General features: G+C 69.4%; 18 protein-coding genes and 1 riboswitch. Of the genes, 12 read left to right on the top strand and 6 right to left on the bottom strand.

Going from position 1 to position 19887, the window contains the following annotated elements:
* The first annotated feature begins 165 nt into the window (after positions 1-165).
* From ACWFRJ_RS34045 to ACWFRJ_RS34020, 6 genes are all read left to right on the top strand, one after another.
* Complete coding sequence (locus tag ACWFRJ_RS34045) at positions 166-1242, top strand: Rieske 2Fe-2S domain-containing protein (RefSeq protein ID WP_453539807.1); 1077 nt, start codon at positions 166-168, stop codon at positions 1240-1242.
* Positions 1239-1478 carry a hypothetical protein gene (locus tag ACWFRJ_RS34040; protein WP_453539804.1) on the top strand — a complete coding sequence of 80 codons (240 nt, stop codon included), beginning with the start codon at positions 1239-1241 and terminating at the stop codon, positions 1476-1478. Before ACWFRJ_RS34045 ends, ACWFRJ_RS34040 begins: the two co-directional genes overlap by 4 nt.
* The gene (locus tag ACWFRJ_RS34035) at positions 1475-2449 is read left to right on the top strand and encodes a PDR/VanB family oxidoreductase (RefSeq protein ID WP_453539801.1); all 975 of its coding nucleotides are present in this window, start codon (positions 1475-1477) and stop codon (positions 2447-2449) included. Before ACWFRJ_RS34040 ends, ACWFRJ_RS34035 begins: the two co-directional genes overlap by 4 nt.
* 97 nt (positions 2450-2546) lie before the next feature.
* Complete coding sequence (locus ACWFRJ_RS34030; protein WP_453539798.1) at positions 2547-3758, top strand: SMI1/KNR4 family protein; 1212 nt, start codon at positions 2547-2549, stop codon at positions 3756-3758.
* A 38-nt stretch (positions 3759-3796) separates the two neighbouring features.
* Complete coding sequence (locus ACWFRJ_RS34025) at positions 3797-4726, top strand: ADP-ribosylglycohydrolase family protein (protein ID WP_453539795.1); 930 nt, start codon at positions 3797-3799, stop codon at positions 4724-4726.
* A 42-nt stretch (positions 4727-4768) separates the two neighbouring features.
* On the top strand, positions 4769-5236 hold the full coding sequence (locus ACWFRJ_RS34020; protein ID WP_453539792.1) for an NUDIX hydrolase: 468 nt from the start codon (positions 4769-4771) through the stop codon (positions 5234-5236).
* A gap of 40 nt (positions 5237-5276) precedes the next feature.
* Here the strand turns inward: ACWFRJ_RS34020 and thpR are convergent, their stop codons facing one another.
* Positions 5277-5882 carry an RNA 2',3'-cyclic phosphodiesterase gene (thpR, locus tag ACWFRJ_RS34015; RefSeq protein WP_453539789.1) on the bottom strand — a complete coding sequence of 202 codons (606 nt, stop codon included), beginning with the start codon at positions 5880-5882 and terminating at the stop codon, positions 5277-5279.
* 276 nt (positions 5883-6158) lie between these two features.
* Here thpR and ACWFRJ_RS34010 point away from each other — a divergent pair, with 276 nt between their 5' ends.
* Positions 6159-7682: a hypothetical protein gene (locus tag ACWFRJ_RS34010; protein WP_453539786.1), complete on the top strand. Its 1524-nt coding sequence runs from the start codon at positions 6159-6161 to the stop codon at positions 7680-7682.
* A 174-nt stretch (positions 7683-7856) separates the two neighbouring features.
* Here the strand turns inward: ACWFRJ_RS34010 and ACWFRJ_RS34005 are convergent, their stop codons facing one another.
* Both ACWFRJ_RS34005 and ACWFRJ_RS34000 read right to left on the bottom strand, forming a co-directional pair.
* The gene (locus ACWFRJ_RS34005; RefSeq protein WP_453539783.1) at positions 7857-7991 is read right to left on the bottom strand and encodes a hypothetical protein; all 135 of its coding nucleotides are present in this window, start codon (positions 7989-7991) and stop codon (positions 7857-7859) included.
* A gap of 224 nt (positions 7992-8215) precedes the next feature.
* A complete protein-coding gene (locus tag ACWFRJ_RS34000) occupies positions 8216-8902 on the bottom strand; it encodes a DUF4232 domain-containing protein (protein WP_453539781.1) in 687 nt (228 codons plus the stop codon).
* 573 nt (positions 8903-9475) lie between these two features.
* On the opposite strand from ACWFRJ_RS34000, the gene ACWFRJ_RS33995 reads away from it, so the two are divergent.
* Positions 9476-10885 (top strand): NAD-dependent epimerase/dehydratase family protein, encoded by a 1410-nt coding sequence (locus tag ACWFRJ_RS33995; RefSeq protein WP_453539778.1) that lies wholly within the window; start codon positions 9476-9478, stop codon positions 10883-10885.
* A 26-nt stretch (positions 10886-10911) separates the two neighbouring features.
* Here ACWFRJ_RS33995 and ACWFRJ_RS33990 read toward each other — a convergent pair whose 3' ends face one another.
* The gene (locus tag ACWFRJ_RS33990) at positions 10912-11637 is read right to left on the bottom strand and encodes a LysM peptidoglycan-binding domain-containing protein (protein ID WP_453539775.1); all 726 of its coding nucleotides are present in this window, start codon (positions 11635-11637) and stop codon (positions 10912-10914) included.
* A 2-nt stretch (positions 11638-11639) separates the two neighbouring features.
* Positions 11640-11797, bottom strand: a riboswitch (cyclic di-AMP (ydaO/yuaA leader).
* An 824-nt stretch (positions 11798-12621) separates the two neighbouring features.
* Between ACWFRJ_RS33990 and ACWFRJ_RS33985 the strand changes: the two genes are divergently transcribed.
* Positions 12622-13131, top strand: coding sequence for a hypothetical protein (locus ACWFRJ_RS33985; RefSeq protein WP_453539772.1), 510 nt, complete (start codon positions 12622-12624; stop codon positions 13129-13131).
* Positions 13132-13262: 131 nt separating this feature from the next.
* Here the strand turns inward: ACWFRJ_RS33985 and ACWFRJ_RS33980 are convergent, their stop codons facing one another.
* Positions 13263-13628 (bottom strand): hypothetical protein, encoded by a 366-nt coding sequence (locus ACWFRJ_RS33980; RefSeq protein ID WP_453539769.1) that lies wholly within the window; start codon positions 13626-13628, stop codon positions 13263-13265.
* Positions 13629-14238: 610 nt separating this feature from the next.
* On the opposite strand from ACWFRJ_RS33980, the gene ACWFRJ_RS33975 reads away from it, so the two are divergent.
* Positions 14239-15192 (top strand): threonine/serine dehydratase, encoded by a 954-nt coding sequence (locus tag ACWFRJ_RS33975; RefSeq protein WP_453539766.1) that lies wholly within the window; start codon positions 14239-14241, stop codon positions 15190-15192.
* Between the two features lie 27 nt (positions 15193-15219).
* Here the strand turns inward: ACWFRJ_RS33975 and ACWFRJ_RS33970 are convergent, their stop codons facing one another.
* Complete coding sequence (locus ACWFRJ_RS33970; protein WP_453539763.1) at positions 15220-16221, bottom strand: LacI family DNA-binding transcriptional regulator; 1002 nt, start codon at positions 16219-16221, stop codon at positions 15220-15222.
* 201 nt (positions 16222-16422) lie between these two features.
* On the opposite strand from ACWFRJ_RS33970, the gene ACWFRJ_RS33965 reads away from it, so the two are divergent.
* Complete coding sequence (locus tag ACWFRJ_RS33965) at positions 16423-17787, top strand: NCS2 family permease (RefSeq protein ID WP_453539760.1); 1365 nt, start codon at positions 16423-16425, stop codon at positions 17785-17787.
* Between the two features lie 88 nt (positions 17788-17875).
* Positions 17876-19594: an adenine deaminase C-terminal domain-containing protein gene (locus tag ACWFRJ_RS33960; RefSeq protein ID WP_453539757.1), complete on the top strand. Its 1719-nt coding sequence runs from the start codon at positions 17876-17878 to the stop codon at positions 19592-19594.
* Positions 19595-19887: the final 293 nt, after the last annotated feature.

Below are 19887 nucleotides of genomic sequence, written 5' to 3'. Positions count from 1 at the left end.
TGGTGACCCGGGGGCGCCGAGCCCACGATGGTCCGCACCGGCCGACGCACTCCCGCGCCGAGCGGCCGATGAGCCGCTGCCGGCCGCAGACCAGGAACGCGCGCTCATGCCGTCGCCGCCACGCGCACTGAAGCGCTGCGACGCTCCACTCCGAAGGGAACGATCATGACTGCCTTCGTACGCAATCGCTGGTACGTCGCTGCCTATGGCCGCGAGGTCGGGCGCGAGCTGCTCGGACGTACCGTGCTGGGCGAGCCGATCCTCCTGTACCGCACGGAGGACGGACGCGCGGTGGCGATGTCCGAGCGCTGTGTGCACAGGCGTTTCCCGCTGTCGCAGGCGCCGAGTCGTCTTGACGGGGACCGGGTGGTGTGCGGCTACCACGGTTTCACCTACGGCACGGACGGCGGCTGCGTCTTCGTACCCGGCCAGCAACGCATCCCACGTACGGCGCGCCTGAAAACGTACCCGGTGATCGAGCAGGACGCCTTCGTGTGGGTGTGGATCGGCGACAGCGAGCCCGAGGACAGTCTGCCGCCCCGCGCCCCGTGGATGGACTCGCCCGAGTACACGGTGGTGTCCGGCATGGAGCCGATCGACGGCGACTACGGGCTGCTGGTCGACAACCTCATGGACCTGTCGCACGAGACGTATCTGCACGGCGGTTACATCGGCACACCGGAGGTGGCCGAGACGCCCATCACCACCGAGGTCGACGACAAGACCGGCATCGTTCGCGTCAGCCGTCACATGGACGACGCGGAATGCCCTCCGTTCTACGCCAAGTCCACGGGCATCGAGGGACGCATCAGCCGCTGGCAGGACATCGAGTACCACGCACCATGTCTCTACTTGCTCCACTCGCGCATCGCGCCGGTCGGCGCGCCCGGCCCGAACCCGGACGGCAGCGACCCGCAGGCCTTCCACGTGGAGGTCGTCTACGGCATCACCCCGTCGACGGAGAAAACGACGTACGACTTCTGGGCCGTGGCCCGCGACTTCGCCCTCGACGACCAGAACGTCACCGAATTCCTGCACGACAACAACCACACCGTGGTCATGCAGGACGTCGTCGCCCTCAATGTGCTGCAGAAGTCCCTGGACACCGAGCAGGCCGGCTACCAGGAGCTGAGCATCAACATCGACACGGGCGGACTCGCGGCCCGCCGCATCCTCGCCCGCCTGGCCAAGGAGGGGACCGCGACGCAGGCCGCGACGCAGGCCGCGTCGGTGGCCCGATGACCCCGCCGCACCCACCAGCCCTCTCTGGCGAGGAGGTCCACCGCATCCACTGGGTGCTCGGCAACGACCGGCTCCTGGCCGTCTGTCACTGCGGTGCGCAGCGGGAGTTCGAGGATCCGGTGGCGCTGTGGGCCTGGCTGCTCGGCCACCCCGAGGACCACCGCCCCGGCCCTGCCCCGGAGTTCGCCCCGGAGTCAGCCTCGGAGCCCGCCTCGGAAAGAGAGCCTTCACCATGAACAGCACGAGCCTTCCACGCACCGTGGGCGAACTCGACCTGACCCTGGTGCACAAGGAGCACCTCGCCGAGGGCGTTGTCCGCCTCAGCCTGACCCACCCCACCGGCGAGCGGCTGCCGGAGTGGAGCCCGGGTGCCCACATCGACCTGGTGCTGGGCCCCGACCTGGTACGGCAGTACTCGCTGTGCGGCGACCCAGGGGACGCTTCCCTTCTCCAAGTGGCCGTGCTGCACGCGCCGGAGAGCAGGGGCGGCTCCCAGTACGTGCACGACATGCTGGCCGAGGGCGACACGGTCAGGGTGAGCGTCCCCCGCAACCGCTTCCAACTGGTCGGCTCCCAGCGCTACTTGTTCATCGCGGGCGGCATCGGCATCACCCCGATCCTGCCGATGATCGCCGCAGCGGACCGGCGGGGAGCCGACTGGCGGCTGGTGTACGGCGGGCGCAACCGCGCCACCATGGCCTTCGCCGAGCAGCTCACCAAGGACCACCCCCACCGGGTGGACCTGTGCCCCCAGGACGAGACCGGCCTGCTCGACCTGGAGGGGCTGCTCAACAGCCCCTCCGCCGACACCCTCGTCTACTGCTGCGGCCCCGATCCCCTGCTCGACGCGGTGGAACAGCGGTGTGCCGTCTGGCCGGAGGACACGCTGCACATCGAGCGATTCACACCGAGGGCACGGGAGGAGGACGACGCCCTTTCGGCCTCTTTCGAGGTGGAACTCTCCCGCACCGGCATCACGGTGACGGTCCCGCCGGACAAGAGTGTCCTGGAGAGCGTCGAGGAGGCCGGTGTGCAAGTGCTGTCCTCATGCCAGGAGGGCACCTGCGGCACCTGCGAGACCGCGGTCCTCGACGGCGCGGTGGACCACCGAGACTCCCTCCTCACCCCCGCTGAACAGGACTGCGACGACACGATGTTCATCTGCGTCTCGCGCGCCGCCTGCCCGCGTCTCGTCCTGGATCTGTGACCCACCATTGACGGGAGCGAGCCCAGCGGCGGAGCCGCCTCCGCGTATGAATCCCAGGCGATCATCCGCCTCCGACCCATGGATAGCATCGGGGTTCATGAGCCTGGACATAGTCGACTTCACCACGTTCGACTCCGAGCGTCCGCCCTCGCCCATCAACACCGACTGGGCGGCGGTGGAGGAGTGGCTCGGTCTGGACGCGGGTCTGCCATCGGATTTCAAGCGGCTCGCGGACGCGTGCGGTCCCGTGGACTTCGGCGACTATCTCTGGATCCACACGCCGTGCTTCAAGGCCGGCAGGTTCGACTACGGCACCTGGCTCCGCGACACCCAGCGCACCGCGCGCATCGAGCTGCGCAGCCTGCCCGAACACGAGCGGTACGCCGTTCATCCCGAGCCCGGAGGACTGCTTGCCTGGGGTGAGAGCCGCGGTGGGGATGTGTTGTTCTGGGATACCTCCCGCTCCGCCGATCCCGATGCCTGGTGTGTGGTGGTACGCCACAGGGGCGCCGTCCCGGGCAGCGGGCTGCGCGCCTGGCACGCCTACGACCTCTCCCTGACCGAGTATCTGCGGCACACCGTCCGCGAGTGCTGGGAACTTCCCTCGCCGCCTGGCCCGTTGATGGGGCCGATGCCCGGATCGCTCGCCCGCACCGCCTTCCTGCCCGACGCTCAGCCCTGGACACCCCCGGCGCCCGCTGTCCCGCGCCTGACCGAAGCCCAGCGGCGGATCGCCTTGGACACGGGCACTGGCCTGGAGGCCCTGGCGCTGCTGTCTCCTCCGCCCGCCGAGCCCTATTTGGGCGGCGGCAGTTGGCAGACGCTCTTCGCGGAGCTCGGAACCGACTTGCCGCGCGAATACGTCACGCTCATGGAGCGTTACGGGGCGGGCTGTTGGAGTGAGTGGCTGCGCTTCCTCACTCCGCTGCGCTCGTCCGACCACGAGCGGCGTTTCCTCACCAATGTCGAAGAGGTCCTCGACGGCTACCGGCAGCTCAAGGCCGGGCATCCGGACATGCACCCGCTGCCGGTGTGGCCCGAGCCGGGCGGCTTCCTCCCCTTTGCCAACTCCATCGACGGGGACAACCTCGGCTGGCTCACCGAAAGCGACAGCCCCGACGCCTGGCCGCTGGTGATCTGGCCCCGCCACGCCGATCAGGGCCCGCCGCTGGAGAGCCGCCTGACCGACACTCTGCTCGCCTGGCAGCGCGGCACCCTGGAAACCGAGGGACTCCCCGGCCTCGATCAGGACGACGACCCCGTGGAATACGCCGGGTTCACTGCCTGGGACGACCACACGTATTGGTGAGCCCGTTGCCGTCGGCGGGGCACGGATATTCTGCGCGAATGAAGCGTATGCAGCGGGCCGTTGGTGCGATCTTCGGATCAGCGGTGGGTGACGCCCTGGGCGGCCCCTTCGAGTTCGGTTCCCAGGGAGCGTTCTCCGCGCGGTTTCCCGCCCCTGGCGCCGGTGGCGAGATGAGCGGAGGCGGTGGCTGGGATCCCGGCGAGGCCACTGACGACACACAGATGGCCGTCCTGGTCGCGGAGTCCCTCCTGGAGCGGGGCGGACTGGATCTGCCGGACATCTTCGCCCGCTTCCAGCGGTGGGCGGCATCAGAACCCAAAGACATCGGCTTGCAGACCGAAGACGTCCTGACCAACGGCATGCCCTGGGACCGCGCCGCCGCGATCCACTTCCAGGTCAACCAGCGAGCAGCGGGCAACGGCTCCTTGATGCGGGCATCGACCTCCGCGGTCCACTTCGCGCCCGCCGGCCAGGAAGCCACCATGGACGCGGCCCGCCGCATCGCTGCCCTCACCCACGGAGACCGCGCGGCCTGGGAAGGCACCGCGATCTTCCACGAACTCATCCGTGTCACGTTCGAAGACGCGGACCCCCTCACCGCGCTCCCGGACATCTTGGCTCTTGTCCATCCCGACCACCGCGCGCGCTATGCCACAGTCCTCGCGCCCGACTGGCACCCCGACCAGGCGACCGAGTTCAACGGTGCCGTCTGGCCCTGCCTGGGCTCCGCCGTCTGGGCCCTGCGCACCACCACCAGCTTCGAAGACGCGATACGCGCGGCGATCGACCTCGGCGGTGACACGGACACCGTCGCCGCAGTCACCGGAGGCCTCGCGGGGGCTTACTACGGGCCGGACACGATCCCCGCGCATTGGACCCAGCCGCTCCACGTCCCCCTCCCAGGATTCGACGGACGAGTGCTGCGCCTGCCAGATCTGCTCCACCTCGCGCACCGCCTCGGAGGCTGAACTGTCCGGCAAGAAAGCCGAACGCGAGGGTAGGTGAGGGGGATGAGTTTCCGGCTGGCGGCATACGCCGTGTGTATCGAGGGCGGGCGGGTACTGCTCGCTCGGCATGTGGCTCCGGAGAGCAAGTCCAACTGGACGCTTCCGGGTGGACGGGTCGAGCACGCGGAGGATCCGCTCGACGCGGTGATCCGGGAGTTCGCTGAGGAGACCGGCTGCGAAGTGGTTGTCGAACGTCTGCTGGGCGTGGATTCCAGGGTGATTCCCGCCGCCGAAGCCCGTGCCGGCACCGAGCACCAGAACGTCGGCATCTTCTACCGGGTCCGTATCACCGGCGGCCACCTCCGACCTGAGGCGAACGGCGAAACTGCCGAGTCGGTCTGGACTCCGGTCCCCGGCGTCGCTCGCTTGCACCGGTCATCGCTGGTGGACGTCGGCCTCGCGCTGGCGCAGACCGTTCCGGCAACCGGCCACGTCACTCCCGTCCCGGTCGGCGGTCTGATCCAGCATTGACCCTGGCGACGGAACCACCTGCCGCTCACCCGCCTTGCCGTCAGCGGGCGTGGGGGTTGGTCTGGGTCGGCTCGTGGAAGCGCCAGGCGCCGATGTCGCGGTAGTGGATGGGACCTGGGCCGCGACCGGTGTTGCTGGCGACCAGGTGCAGACGCTCTGCCTTCCATGGGCGGCCTGTGAACCCGGTGAGCCCGGCAGCGGCTTGCGCCGCACATGACGGGGTGTCGCGGCGGGCGCGGGCCAGCGTCAGGTGCGGGCGGAACGGCCTGTGCGCATGGGCGATACCGCAGCTGTCGGCGACGGCACGCACCTGGGTGGCGAGCTGGTGCAGCTCTTCGAGATCGCCGTCGATTCCGCTCCACAGGACTCGCTCGTCGAAATGTCCGCCGCCGTGCAGGGCCAGGGTGAGGGGGCTGCGGGCGGCTGCGAGGTGGGCGAGCGGTGGATGCAGGAGTGGGACCACCGGGGCGGGCACCTCGCCGAGGAACGCCAGGGTGACGTGCCAGTCCTCGATGCGATTCCACCGCATGCGGGGGTGTGCGTGGTAGGCGGGTCCAAGTGCCCGTTCCAGTTCCTGCTTCGCGTCGTCGGGCGGGGCGAGAGCGATGAACACACGAACGGTCGCGGGCTGAGTCTGTTCGTTCACGGAAGTCTTCGTACCGTATCCGGGCGGGCGGACTGCGACCGACCCTGCCCTGCACCTCCGTTCCCGACCGGACGCCGCCGATCGTGCACCGGGTTGTGCGTATCTCTTGTCGGGGGAGTGCCGTCCTGGATCGGCCTCTGCTACGCAGGAGAAGGCCTCGCACAAGGGTCGAGAGGCGAGGACCGACGGGCGAGACCGGAGGCCGCGGCCCGTATGCCGCAGGCTGTCAGGGGGGAAGAGATCATGGCCGATTCCGTAGGTCGGGAGGGACCGCGGGTGCCCGTAACCGATCCCAGGCTGGGGATCGACGTCCCTGCGGGATGGGCGGGGAATCCTCGCCACCGCCTTGTCGCGGTGGGGGATTCGCTGACGCAGGGATTCCAGAGCGCGGCGATCTTCAACACGCCGTTGTCCTATCCGGCGATCATCGCGTATGAGCTGGGGTGTTTCCCGCAGTTCCGGTATCCCCTCTACGGGGGCTTCGGCGGGCTGCCCTTCAACCTCGAGTGGTTCCTGCGCGATCTGGAGGCCCGCTTCGGGCGGAGTGTGGACTGGTGGGAGGTGCCGCTGGCCTTGTTCCGGGCTCGCCATGTGATGGACCGGGTGGAGGACTACTGGGAGCGAGGGGCCGGCCTGAACGTGCCGTCGACCACGGCGATCATGCACAACCTTGCCGTGTTCGGGTGGGACCTGCGCGACGCGCTGTCGAAGTCGGCGGACGAGTGCCGTAAGCGGATCGACGTGCCGAGGGACGACCTCGTGAATCAGATCGTGCAGAACGCCGGTGAGCGCGCCGCCCTGAGGGTGCTGCCCACTCAGCCCCGGACAGCGGGGGCCCTGACCCAGCTGGGTGCGGCGGCCGAGCTGGGCAAGGACATCGAGGGCACCGACGCGGAGCACGGTATCGAGACGCTGGTCGTCTTCCTGGGGGCGAACAATGCCCTGCGGGCGGTGACCGACCTGCGTGTGGTGTGGAGTGAGGACCCCGGCTTCGACGACCTGGACGCCAAGCGCCGCTTCACGGTCTGGCGGCCCAGGCACTTCACGTCCGAACTGCGCAAAGTGGCCGCGGAAGTCGCCGACATCAAGGCACGCCACGTCATCTGGTGCACGGTTCCGCACGTGACCATCGCGCCGATCGCACGCGGTGTGGCGGTCAAGGTCCAGCCCGGTTCGCGGTACTTCCCCTACTACACCCGTCCGTGGATCAGCGACCAGGACTTCGACGTGGGCAGGGACCCGAGCATCACCGCGGAGCAGGCGCGGCAGGTGGATGACGCGATCGACGCGTACAACTACGCGATCACCGAAACGGTCCGCGCTGCCAGGACCGAAGGGAAGGACTGGTACCTCCTTGAGACCTGCGGCCTGATGGACCGTCTCGCATCGCGCCGCTACATCGAGGACCCCCTGGCGCGTCCGGACTGGTGGCGGCCCTATCCGTTGCCGCCGGCACTGCAGGCGCTGTCGCCGACGCCGAACTCGCACTTCCTCGCCAGCAAGGGCGGACGGCGCGCGGACGGCGGCCTGTTCTCGCTCGACGGTGTGCACCCCACGACGGTCGGATACGGGATTCTCGCCCAGGAGGTGATCAACGTGATGCGGCTGGCGGGCGTCCAGTTCTTCCGCCCCGACGCGAGCACCCCTCGGCAGGACCCGGTGCTCGTGGACTTCGGCCGGCTCATCCGCCACGACACACTGGTCAACCATCCGCCGGGAAATCTGGGCTCGGCCCTGGGTATCTTGGGCTGGGCGGATGAGGCCCTGGACCTGTTCCGGCGGGTGTTCTCCACCCTCTGATGGAGCATCAAGTTCGTCTAGTGCTGGGGCAGGGCAGTTCTCAGTGTTCTGGACCAAGGACGACCGGCAGTTCCCGGTGTCCGTTGGAGATGAATGACTCCGCGGGGCGCAGCGAGGACGCCGAGGCAGGCGTGGACGCCTCGGCCGAAGGCGAGATGGCTTTTGTCGGCCCGGTCAGGTCGAAGGAACCGGCGCTCGGGCCGTGGAGGCCGGGTGGCGGCCTGCTGCCGCGTAGGAGGCGAGGATGGCCTCGCCCTGGCGGATCACCGGTCCTTGTGCCAGGGCGATGTCCTGGACGGCGTAGCGCATCGGCAGGTGCGCGACGGGTGCCTCGTAGCGCAGCGAGTTGTGCAGTGGCCCGCTGAGTGATCAGACCGCCGGTCGGCCGGGCAGGCCGGCGCGGGGACGCGATCGCACCGGCGGGTTGCACCACCAGGCCGCAGCGGATACCGGCCGCCTTCTCGCCGACCGCGGCACCGACCTCGACACGTTCCGTCGTCGGCTCCGGCAGCGCGGATCCACCCGGCTGTTGATCAGGAGGAGCCGCCCTGACCGGCGCTGCCGATCGGGCCGACCTTCACCGGGGACCCGGCGCCGTCGGTGACGGGCAGCGTGGCGGCGCCGGGCCACTCCAGGGTGAACGACTTCGTCTCGCCGGGCGGGGTCACCACAAGACTCGTGACCTTCACGCCGGAGCCGCCCGAATCGTTCATCGGGTAGCTGACGTTGAAGTACGTCGACTTCCCGTCCTGAAGGGTCATCCGGTCGGCCGGCTCGCCGGTGCGCTCGGCGGACAGATCCCCCTCGCTGGTCTTCAGATCGAGGCCCGCGAACCCGGACAGCACGCAGCCCCGGCCGCTGCCGTTCTTCATCTCCACCGCGACGGAGCCCTCGGCGTCGCCGTCGATGGTGCTGTCCGATGCGGTGATGTCCAGATCGTCGGTACGGCACTTGCCGGCTGCTGTGCCGTTCTCGTCCGAGCCGGTCCCGGCGTCCGTGCCCTGCCCGCCCGAGTTCTTCCCGGCGGAGTCGTTGCCGCCGTCCTGCTCCGAATCGCCCGAGCCCGAACCGCCGTTCTGCTCCGAACCGCCGCTCGACGAAGACGTACTGGATGCGGGCGACGGGTCGCCCTGTCCCGTGACGTCATCGTCGTTGCAGGCCGTGAGCGAGAGACTCGCGGCAACAGCGAGGGCGGCGAAGGTGAGCTTGTGAACGCGCATCGTTTCTTCCTCAGAATCGGATGGGGTGCTGACGGTGCTCGCTACGAGCAAGCAGTTCTGACCACCAGGACCCGCCCCGCCGGGCATCCCGTTCCGATCAATCACCGCCTAATACGCCCCTGTTACAAGCACCTCCAGGCACTACATGCATCACGATCGGTCAACCCCGCCCCACAACCGCCCACTCCCACGCCCCTGCCGTGCCCCGCCGCAGGCGCTGTACGGCAGGGGATTCAGGGGCCCTGGCACAGCACGCCGCACAGCGCCGGTGCACGTCACCGGCCGGCCGTAGAGGCGGTTCCCGCCACCGTTGCGCGCCTGCTCGCGGCCGCCGCCCGGCTGGGACAGACTCGTAACCCGGCGGACCTTGACCCCAGCCGGATCGGCGTCCCGATCGCCGCAGGCAACGACACACCTTCGCCGGACGCGGAGCCCTCTCGGCGAGGTACATGTTCGCTCCGAGGCCGACGAGGTATCCGCCGCCGAACCGCGGCACGTCCCACCGGAGTGATCCGCAGAAGACGCATTCCGCGCATTTGCCCTCAAGCGCTTGAAGTATGGTCTGCTCCCCGCATGACAGCTTTCGCCATCCAGGACGTCGCCCGGCGCAGCGGGCTGAGCGAGCCGACACTGCGCTACTACGAGGACATCGGACTGATCGGCCCGGTCGACCGCGACGAGAGCAGCGGCCACCGGCGCTACCACGAGCGGGACCTCGATGAGCTCCAGGCGCTTGCCTGCCTGCGCGCGGTCGGCATGAGCATCGAGGACATGCGCACTTACCAGAGCAACAGGACCCGCGGCCGGTCCGCTGCGACCGAGCAGCGCGATCTGCTGCTGCGCCACGCCGACCGCGTCGAGGCAGATCGCCGCCCAGCACGCCCGGCTCGCCTATCTGCGGGAGAAGGCCGCTCTGTGGGACGCCCGCGAACGCGGCGACGCCGAAGCGGAGGCCGAGGCGACACGACGTTGCCTCGTGGCGGCACAGCGACTGGAGGTGGCGCGATGAGCACGGTCCTGGTCACCGGCGGTTCCGGATATCTCGGAAGCCAGCTCGTCGCCGCGTTGCTGCGGTCCGGGAAGGAGGTACGGACGACGGTGCGCTCGCTCGCCCGTGCGCAGGAGCTGCGGGCGGCGGTGCGCCGGGGCGGCGCCGACGACGCGGGCCTGGAGATCGTCGCGGCGCACCTGATGGCCGACGACGGGTGGGCCGCCGCGCTGGCCGGCTGCGAAGAGGTCCACCATGTGGCCTCGCCGATCCCGATCGCTCAGCCCGACGACCCCGACGAGCTGATCGTACCGGCCCGCGAGGGCACGCTGCGTGTGCTGCGCGCGGCACGCGCAGCGGGTGTCCGGCGCACCGTGCTCACCTCGTCGTTCGCGGCGATCGGCTACACGCCCAAGCCCGGAGCCGAGTTCACCGAGGCCGATTGGACCGACCCCGACACGCCGGGCCTGGCCCCCTATCCCCGTTCGAAGGCGATCGCCGAGCGCGCCGCGTGGGACCTGATGGAGCGCGACGGCGGCGACACCGAACTTGTCGTGGTCAACCCGACGGGCATCTTCGGTCCGACCCTGACGGCCGCGCTCGGCTCCTCCATGCAACTGGTCAAGGCGATGCTCGACGGAACGATGAGCGTCGCTCCCCGAGCCCGCTTCGGCATCGTTGACGTACGCGATGTGGCGGACCTGCATCTGCGCGCGATGGCCGCGCCCCAGGCAGCGGGTCGGCGGTTCTTGGCCGTCGCCGACGGCCCGACGCTGAGCTTCGTCGAGCTGGCCGACGTCCTGCGCGACCGGCTCGGCCCGCTCGCCGCGCGGGCTCCCGAACGGGAGGCTCCAGGTGAGGCTCTCCCGCGGCCGGTCATCCACAACGACCGGGCCCGCGAGGAACTCGGCTGGCAGCCGCGTCCCGCCGCGACGACGATCGTCGAGTCGGCCGAGTGCCTGCGGGACCTGGGGTTCCTGAAGGCGGGGCTGTGACAGCCACCGGACGGTCCAGGGACGGTCTAGTAGGGGCCGTTCACGTTGTCGATCGAGCCGTAGCGGTCGGCCGCGTAGTTGCAGGCGGCGGTGATGTTGGCGACGGGGTCGAAGCTGTCCGTGGAGGTGCCGGGTACGTGGTACGCGGCGAATGTGGGGTCGATGACCTGTAGGAGCCCCTTGGAGGGCGTCCCGGCGGCGGCGTTCGAGTCCCAGTCGTTGGTGATCTGAGGGTTGCCGGAGGACTCGCGCATGATGTTGCGGTGGATGCCCTCGTACGTGCCGGGGATGCCGTGCTGGGCCAGTACGTCGAGCGACTCCCTGATCCAGCCGTCGAGGTCGTCGGTGTACGTCTTCTTCGCCGGGGCCGCGGCGGGCTCGGCGGTGAGGGTGTCCGTGCGCTCGGAGCGGTCTGCCCGCTGAGCGGGGGCATCTTCGCCGAGGCTGAGCTTGAGACCGGGGTGGATCATCTTGGGGTTGTCGCCGAGAGTGCTGCGGTTGTCCTCGTACAGCTTCTTCCAGCCGCCGCTCAGGGAGTGCTCGCGGGCGATCTTGGCGAGGGAGTCGCCAGCGGTGACGACGTACGCCTTGGGGGCCGCGGCGGGCTTGGCGGGGGCGCCGGCCGGCGCTGCGGCTGCGGTGGTCGCGCCGAGCACCGGGAGGATGAGCACGGCGCCGCCCGTGCCTGCGGCGGCGATGTTCCGGGTGAGCGCGCTGGACTTGGGGCGGCGGTGCTTTCCCTTTGCAGGCATGACGATTTCCTCTCCGGCGCCTGCGAGGTGAGCTGTCGGGTTCGGACGGGAGATGTCCGGCCGCACTGTGAATGCGACTTCACCCCTGAGCCGTTCCGGAATCCGGATCGGCGGCTTACCTGGGTCCCCCGCTCCTGCCGTGCGTAAGTGAGTGGGATGGGTTTCCGGACAGCGGCAGGATTCGGCGTTCCGTCCGGATTGAGGGTGACGTTAGGCGAGGAATACCGGAAGGAACAAGACACGAATTCGCATAGGCAATGCGCGAGGGCCTGCCCCTCGGTGAACAGAACACCTCGAACTCATTGATCAAAAAGCCCAAATTTCCTAGCGCGCAACGGAAGTACGCCCAGCGGTACCCAGAGACGTTGCGGCCAGAAGCGTGACTCAATTCACTGAGGGGGATGCACTTGAAACACGGCCTGAGGGCGCACGAGATCGCTCCATTCGGGATGAACGGCACGCAAAACAGACACTGATTGGCGCATGGCCTTGGTGGCGCTAAATGTTATATTAATCCGCAAAATCGGGCATAAAGTAAGCTCTGATTCGCATCAAAACAGGCAAATAGCACAGCTGTCGACGCGGTCGTGCGCCTTGCCTGTACTCGGCAGATCACCCCCGGCGGCCCGAGGGTCGGCAGGGGTTCGCGCCAACGGGTTTCTCCGTTCCCGGGCCGCGCGCTGCGCCCCTTCGGAGGGAGGGGCTTCTTTTTCTCTGCATCCGTGCGTAGGAAATGTGTCGGCGGACTCGGTCCTATCGGCGCCCGCAGGACCAGCCCTCGGCGGCTTTCCGTTCTGTGTCCGAAGGGTGTAAAACCCCGATCTCGTTCCGCAGCCTCGGGTATGACGGCATGTCAATTCCCTCTCGAGTGCTGCGCATCATGAATTTCAGACGAGCCGAGAGAGCACCCTGGGGGCAATTCCCGCAACTCCCGCCCGGGGGAGGGGAAACCAGGGAGCCGCCCGGCTGCAGGAGCGAACCGAGGTGAAGGACATAGACGCGATCGCGGTGCTGCAGGATCTCGTGCGGCGCCGCCAGAAGGGGACGGTGCAGGTTCGGACTACAGGGGTGGCTGTGCAGATCCGGGTATTCGTTCCCCAAGTACTGCCGGAAACCACAGAGCGACTCGTGCGCCTGCACGGACTGGACGGCGTCGTCTACTGTCCTCAGCCGCCCTACACACCTTTTGAAACGGACACGGCCAATTTCCTGAGCGGTGTCGGCCTGCCCGGCAACCGTCTCTTCAAGGCTCGTGCCGACGTCGGTCTCGATGAGGACGACGACAGTGTCCTGTTGCACCGCGACGTGGAATCGTTCGCCTTCTGCCTCACTGAACTGCGCACATTGCAAGACGCCTGGAAGAACGGCGACGACCGAGACGCCGTTGCCACTCGTTTCCGGGACGCCGTGAACGCCTTCGATCAACTCCCCCTCGACCACGGGGAGTCCGAGTGGAGCGTGATGCTGGAAGAGTTCGAATCAGACATGTGGTGAACGAAGTGCGGGCGGCGCACGACAGCCGTGACTGGTCTGTGTGCTCATGCGCCTGCAGGCGGCAGGGCGGGGAGAAGAGGTGAAGTCTTCTCCCCGCCCTGCCGCCTGGGGTCGGGTTTGTGCGGCGGATGTCAGATGCGGCCATGGGTCAGCCGGGTCAGGGGTCCGCCCCGGGTCTTAGCTGTGCGGCGTCCGGCGGTGAAGGCAACACCGGCCACACTTACCAGGCCGGCGGCAGCGCCCGTGGCTATGGCCTTGCGGTTCTTCACCAAGGTCCAGCCGGTGACTGCCGTTGAAGCGACCTTGCCGGTGGCCGACACCACGGTCTTGCTGCCGCTTTCGATGCCCGCGGCTGCCGCTTGCTTCGCGCGCTGGGTCGCGAGACCGAACGAGTGCGCGCCGGAACCGGCGGCGTCGGCGGCCTCTGCGGCCGAATCCTTCGCCTTTCCTGCGGCCTCAGTCGATTCCTGCTTTGCCTTCTGTGCAGTGGTGTCCACTTCGCGCGCTCCTGTCCTCGCAGCGGACCGCCCCTTGGCGGCTGTTGCCTTTGCGCTGTGCCGGGTGTTCCCGGCGCTGTCATCAGAGGGTCTTCTCTCTTGAGCCATGTGGTCCGTGTTGCCACACAGGAGTCGGTGAAACTCTGGGCGTTCGATTCTTCGTCGGCAGGCGGCGGGGCGGCAGGGAATCCGGCCGCCCCAGACGACGTCGACGAATCCGGCGATGGCCGCGGCGGCTACTGCAACGGCGTACGTCTGGATGCGGCGCGCGGAGCGACACTGCACCCCACCGGCCTCACCGTCATCAGCCTGTACTGCCTGCCGGAGAGCAAGGAGTGCCGCACCGAGAACGACACCTTGCACGACGTGCGCAACAGTTGCCCGAGAATCACCGGTCGGCCCGGCTCCCGCACGGCGCCAGTCGCATCGCCTTCTCCGGCGACGTGTACTTCCGCGCGACGTGACTCAGCGGCCGCGTGTTGGGCCAGTTGCCTCTGGGCTGAGGTGATCCGAACGACTGCCTGTGCCCGGGATCAGCCACGTATTGTGCAGACGGATACGGCGTGTTGTGCAGACGGATACGGCGTGCGAGACATCTTGGAGGGGCGCCATGGTCGGTGTTGAGGACGTGGAGAGCGCGGCGGAGCGGATCGCCGGGCACGTGGTGCGCACTCCCACGCTGCACAGCCCGGGGTTGACGGCGCTGCTGGGGGCACCGGTCACGGTCAAGCTCGAGCTGCTGCAGCGCACTGGTTCGTTCAAGGCGCGGGGAGCCGTCGCGAAGCTCCTTGCGATGACCGGTGAGCAACGCGCGGCCGGCGTGGTCGCGGTGTCCGGCGGCAACCATGGTGTCGCCGTGGCGGAGATGTCGGCCGCGCTGGGTGTGCACGCCACCGTGGTGATGCCGCGCACCGCACCGGCACGCTCGGTGCAGGCTGCCCGGGCCGCCGGAGCCGACGTACGGCTGACCGCCACCATGGCCGAGGCCTTCGCGACGATGGACCGCCTTGAGGCGGACGGGCTCACCCTGCTGCACCCGTTCGCGGACCCGGTGGTCATCGCGGGGCAGGGCACAGTGGGACTCGAACTCGCCGCCGACGCCGGTGAATTGACGGATGTCCTGGTCTCCATCGGTGGCGGTGGTCTGATCGCCGGTGTGGCTGCGGCGCTGCGGGCACGTCGGCCGGACGTGCGCGTGTGGGGTGTGGAGACCACCGGGGCCGACGCGATGTCCCGGGCGCTGGCCTGCGGTGGACCGGTTCACGTGGATGTGGATTCACGCATCAGCACGCTGAGCGCGCCCACCGTGTCCCCGCTGACCTACACCATGGTGCGTGACCTGGTCGATGAGGTACTGGTCGTGCCCGAGGCGGAGGCCTACGCGGGCGTCCTCGAGCTGGCCGAGCACGCCAGGGTATGGGCGGAACCGGCGGCGGGCTGTCTCCTCCCGGCCGCCCGCCGTGTCCTTGCCAAGACCGGCGAGGCGACCAGGCTCGGCCTGGTGATCTGCGGCGGCAACGCATCGGTGGAGGACGTGACCGCGTACGCCGGAGCGAACCCCTGAGCCGGTCCGGATCCCTCCAGGGCGGCTCTACAGGCCGCGCGGCGGAGCCGTCGACGCGCGCAGTACGGGAGCGGCCGGCAGGCGCGAGACGACCGTGCGCCGGTGGCCTTCGAGCAGCTCGTGGAGGCGGGTGACGGCAAGCGCCCCGACTTCTCGGAGCGGTACGTCGAGCGCGGTCACCGGGGGCGTGGTGGCGCTGAGCGTACTGAGGTCGTCGGCTGCGGCCAGACTCACGTCCTGGGGTACGTGTCGTCCGGCCACGCCCAGGCCGTGCAGCAGCCCGAGCGCCAGATAGCTGTTGTAGGCGAGGACGGCCGTGGCGTCGGCGGGCAGCGCTCGTGAGGCCTCGATCCCGGCGTCGAACGTGGGCGGCAGGGGCCCCAGGACGTGGACACGGGCGCCTGCCGCCGACGCTTGTGCCGTGAGAGCGGTACGTCGCTGTTGGTCTGCCCAGGAATCCGCGGGGCCGGAGACGTAGGCGATGTCGCGGTGGCCCTGTGCCAGCAGGTGGTCGAGGAGTTCGGTCAGGCCCGTGGCGGTGTCGGCCACCACGGCGGGCAATCGGCCCACCTGGCGGTCGACGAGCACCAGCGGGCGCCGGCGGAACCGCTCCCGCAGCGCGGCGTCCGTGCCGACCGGCGTCACCATGATCAGGCCGTCGGCCTGCTCGGAGAGCCGGTCGGCGAGCGCGGCCTCACGCTGCGCGTGATACTCCGATACCGCGATCAGCAGATGGCTCTCGGTCTCCTCCGCCGCCTGCTGTGCGCCCATCACCAGAGGCGCGAAGAACGGGTTGGAGAGCGTCGGCACGATCAGGCCGATCAGGCCTGTACGGCCCGTGGTCAGCGCGCGAGCGGCGGCATTGGGATGGAAGCCGAGCCGGTCGGCCGCCTCCCGGACGCGAAGCCGCGTGCTCTCGGCGACCAGTTCGGGGCGCTGCAGTGCCCGCGATGCGGTGGCCTTGGACACCCCCGCCGCACGCGCCACGTCCAAGAGCGTCGCCAATGCCGTCCCCTGCCTCATGCTCATGTGCCCGGCAAGGATCGAAGATCCGTCCGAGGCCCGTGTTCACTTTCGCCTGATGCCGTGCCATGATACCCGCAACCGGTCTCTGCAACCGGTTTCAGAGACCGGTTGCAGAGACCGGGCCAAGCCGGGTTCCCTCCTCCGCGCCCGCACTCCGACCGCGCCGGCAACCGCGTGCCCGCCCCTCACCCCGCCGAGGTCCCCATGCCCACCACCGCTCCGCCGCCCGGCGAGCAGACCGACGCCGCCACCCCGCCGCCCGTCTCGCGCGTCGAGCGGCACTTCGGCGTCCGCGATCGCGGCAGCAGTCACCGCACGGAACTCGTGGCAGGCGCCTCGATGTTCATGGCCGCCGCCTACGCCGTCGTCGTGGTCCCCGGCCAGCTGGCCTCCGCCGGTGTGCCGCACGGCGCCGCGACGACCGCCGTCATCATCGCCATCGCCCTCGCGACGCTGGCCATGGGCCTGGTCGCCAACCTGCCGTTCGTCGTCGCCCCGGGACTCGGCGGCGTGGCCCTGATCGCGTTCACCATCGTCGGCCAGGACCATGTCCCCTGGGATACGGCGCTCGGCATGGTGTTCTGGTCCGGCGTCGCCTTCCTGCTGCTCACCCTCTTCGGCATCCGCGACCTCGTCACGCGGCTCATGCCGATCAACCTCAAGTACGCCATCAGCGGCGGCCTGGGCCTCTACATCGCCCTCATCGGATTCCGCGACGCCGACCTCGTCGTCGGCAACGCCGACAAGGCCGCGCTCGCGGTCGGCGACCTGTCCAAGCCCACCGCGCTGCTCGCCCTGGCCGGCCTGCTGCTGCTCACCGCCCTCGCCGCACGCAAGGTGCCGGGAGCCTTCCTCATCACCATCGCAGCCGTCACCCTCGTCGGCGTGCCGCTGGGCGTGACCGACGTCCCCGACAGCCTCTTCGCGGCCCCCGACTCACCCGGCCCGCTCCTCTTCAACATCGACATCCTCGGCGCCCTCAAGCCCGAATACTTCCCGTACATCTTCGCGTTCTTCGTGTCCGAGTTCTTCTCCATGACCGGCACCCTCCTTGCCGTCTCCGGACGCGCCGGCCTCCTGGACAAGGACGGCAACATCCCCGGCTCCCGCCGCCCCTTCCTCGTCGACTCGGTCTCCGTGATGGGCGGTTCGGCCGTGGGCGCACCCTCCATGACCGCCTACCTGGAGTCGTCGGCCGCCGCCGACGCGGGCGGCAAGACCGGCCTGGCATCGGTATGGGCCGCGTGCGGCTTCGCGCTGCTGCTGCTCGTCACCCCGTTCGCCACCCTGATCCCCTCGGCCGCCACCGCACCCGTGCTGATGTTCATCGGCCTGAACATGCTCGGCGCGCTCAAGAACGTCGATTTCAAGGACCCCACGAACGCCGTCCCGGCCGCCCTGACCGTCGCGACCACGCTGTTCTTCGGCAACTTCGGCACCGGCATCGCGACCGGCCTCGCGGCCCACGTCCTGGTGAAGACCGTCAGCGGCCGGATCCGCGAGGTGCCCTGGCCGCTGTGGATCGTCATGATCCCGCTGGGCTACTACTTCTACACGCTCGTCCCCTGACCAGCCCTCCGGCCCGGGACGACAACCCCCTCCGGGGCGGGCCGCACCCGCCCGCGCGCGACGACACCCTTCCAAGGAGCACGAGCACATGAGTGAGCAGCACGACCTCCGGATCAGCGGCGGGCGCGTGATGTCCACCTTCACCGGTGAGGAGTTCGCCGCGGACGTACTGGTACGGGGCGACCGGATCACCGCGGTGCTCCCGCCCGGCACCCCGGCCACGGCCGCGGAAGAGATCGACGCGACGGGCATGCTGATCGTCCCCGGCTTCGTGGACGCCCACATGCACATCGAGAGCGCGTTCCTGACGCCTCAGGAGTTCGCCGCCGTGACGCTGGCCCGCGGCACGACGACCGTCCTCGCCGACCCGCACGAGATCGTCAACGTCGCAGGCCGGGACGCCATGCGCTGGATGATCGACGCGGGCCGCCAGACCGCCCAGACTCAACTGTGGGGCGTTCCCTCGTGCGTACCCGCCCTCGAGGGCCTGGAGCACGCCGGAGCAGCCCTCTCCGCCGACGACATCGCGGACATGCTGGGGTGGCCGGGCGTCATCGCACTGGGCGAGGTCATGGACTACCGTGCCGTCGTCGCCGGCGACCGCCGCATGCACGAGATCACCGCCGTTGCCCGCGCGCACGATGCGATCCTCGACGGTCACTGCCCGAACCTGACCGGCGCGGAACTGAGCGCCTACCTGGCCACCGGTGTGGACTCCGACCACACCAAGAACCGCACCGAGGTGGTCCTGGAGAAGGCACGCCTGGGCATGACGATGATGCTCCAGGAGAAGTGCCTCACCCCGGACGTGGCCACAGCCCTGCTGTCCTTGCCCCAACTCCCGCCACTGTGCCTGGTCACGGACGACCTCGCGGCCGACCACATCGTCGAGCGAGGCCACCTGGACCACATCGCGCGCGTCGCCGTGGCCGCCGGGTTCCCGCCCCACGCCGTCCTCAAGGCCCTGACCTGGACGCCGGCCCAGCGTCTGCGGCTCCACGACCGCGGCGTCGTCTCACCGGGCAAGCGGGCCGACCTGGTCCTGCTGCGGGGCGAACTCGCCTCGTTCGAGCCGGCACTGGTACTGGCGGGCGGCCACATCGTGGGCCGCGACGGCGCACCCGTACAGACGACACCCGCCTCGGAGACCCTCGCCGTACCGCCCCTGGACAGCCGCGTGGACGTAGAGCCCCAGGACGAGGACGGCTTCCGCTGGCGCGTTGACCTGCCGGACGGCACGCACCGCTTCCGGGCGATGAGCGTTAACCCGCGCGACACCTACACCGAAGCGACCGAGGTCGAACTCCCGGTCTCCGGCGGTGAGGTGCACTGGGAGGGACGGACCACACTGGTCCGCGTACGCAACCGCTACGGACGCCCCGGCATGGTCTTCGCCCCGCTGGTGGGCCGGGATCTGGGTGAGGGCGCCGTGGCGTCGACGTACGCCCACGACAGCCACAACCTCCTGACGATCGGCACCTCACGTGCGGCGATGGCCTCGGCCGCCGCGACAGTCGTCGCCGACGGGGGAGGGGTGGCCGTCGTCCGGGGCGCCGAGGGCGCAACTGTGGCGGCACGCATGCCGCTCCCCGTGGGCGGCGTGCTGTCCGCCCGCCCGGCCCACGTCGTCGCCGACCAGGCGGCCGCGGTGCGAACGGCTCTGGAAACCTGGGGCTGGAACCACCTCAACCCGTTCATGAGCGTGTCGACCCTGACCCTCGCCGTCTCACCCGCCCTCAAAATCACCGACTGCTCGCTGGTGGACGTGGCACGCCGCGAACCGGTGGCAGCGACGGTTACGGACTGACCAGCGACGGTGACGGCCACACAGCCTGCCGGCGTGGTCGGACGTGAACGCCGGAACCCTCGTCACCTGGGCGAAGCCCTCCGTGGACCTCACCATCAAGACCGTCAGCCGCCCCATGCACGCAACCGGCTCCGTGACCCGCCGCCTCGTCCGGTGCGCACTCCAGCCCAACGAAGCCTCGCCTGGCAACAGCACTCCAAGCCGCATGAACGCGACGAGCGGGCAATAGGACACGGACTTGGAAGCATCGATGGACCGTGGTGCGGGTTTGCGGTATCAGTCCGTCTTGGCCT

Source organism: Streptomyces sp. NPDC055239, assembly GCF_053606205.1.
The sequence above is the reverse complement of the archived record's forward strand: the minus strand, read 5'-3'. Positions and strand labels throughout refer to the sequence as shown.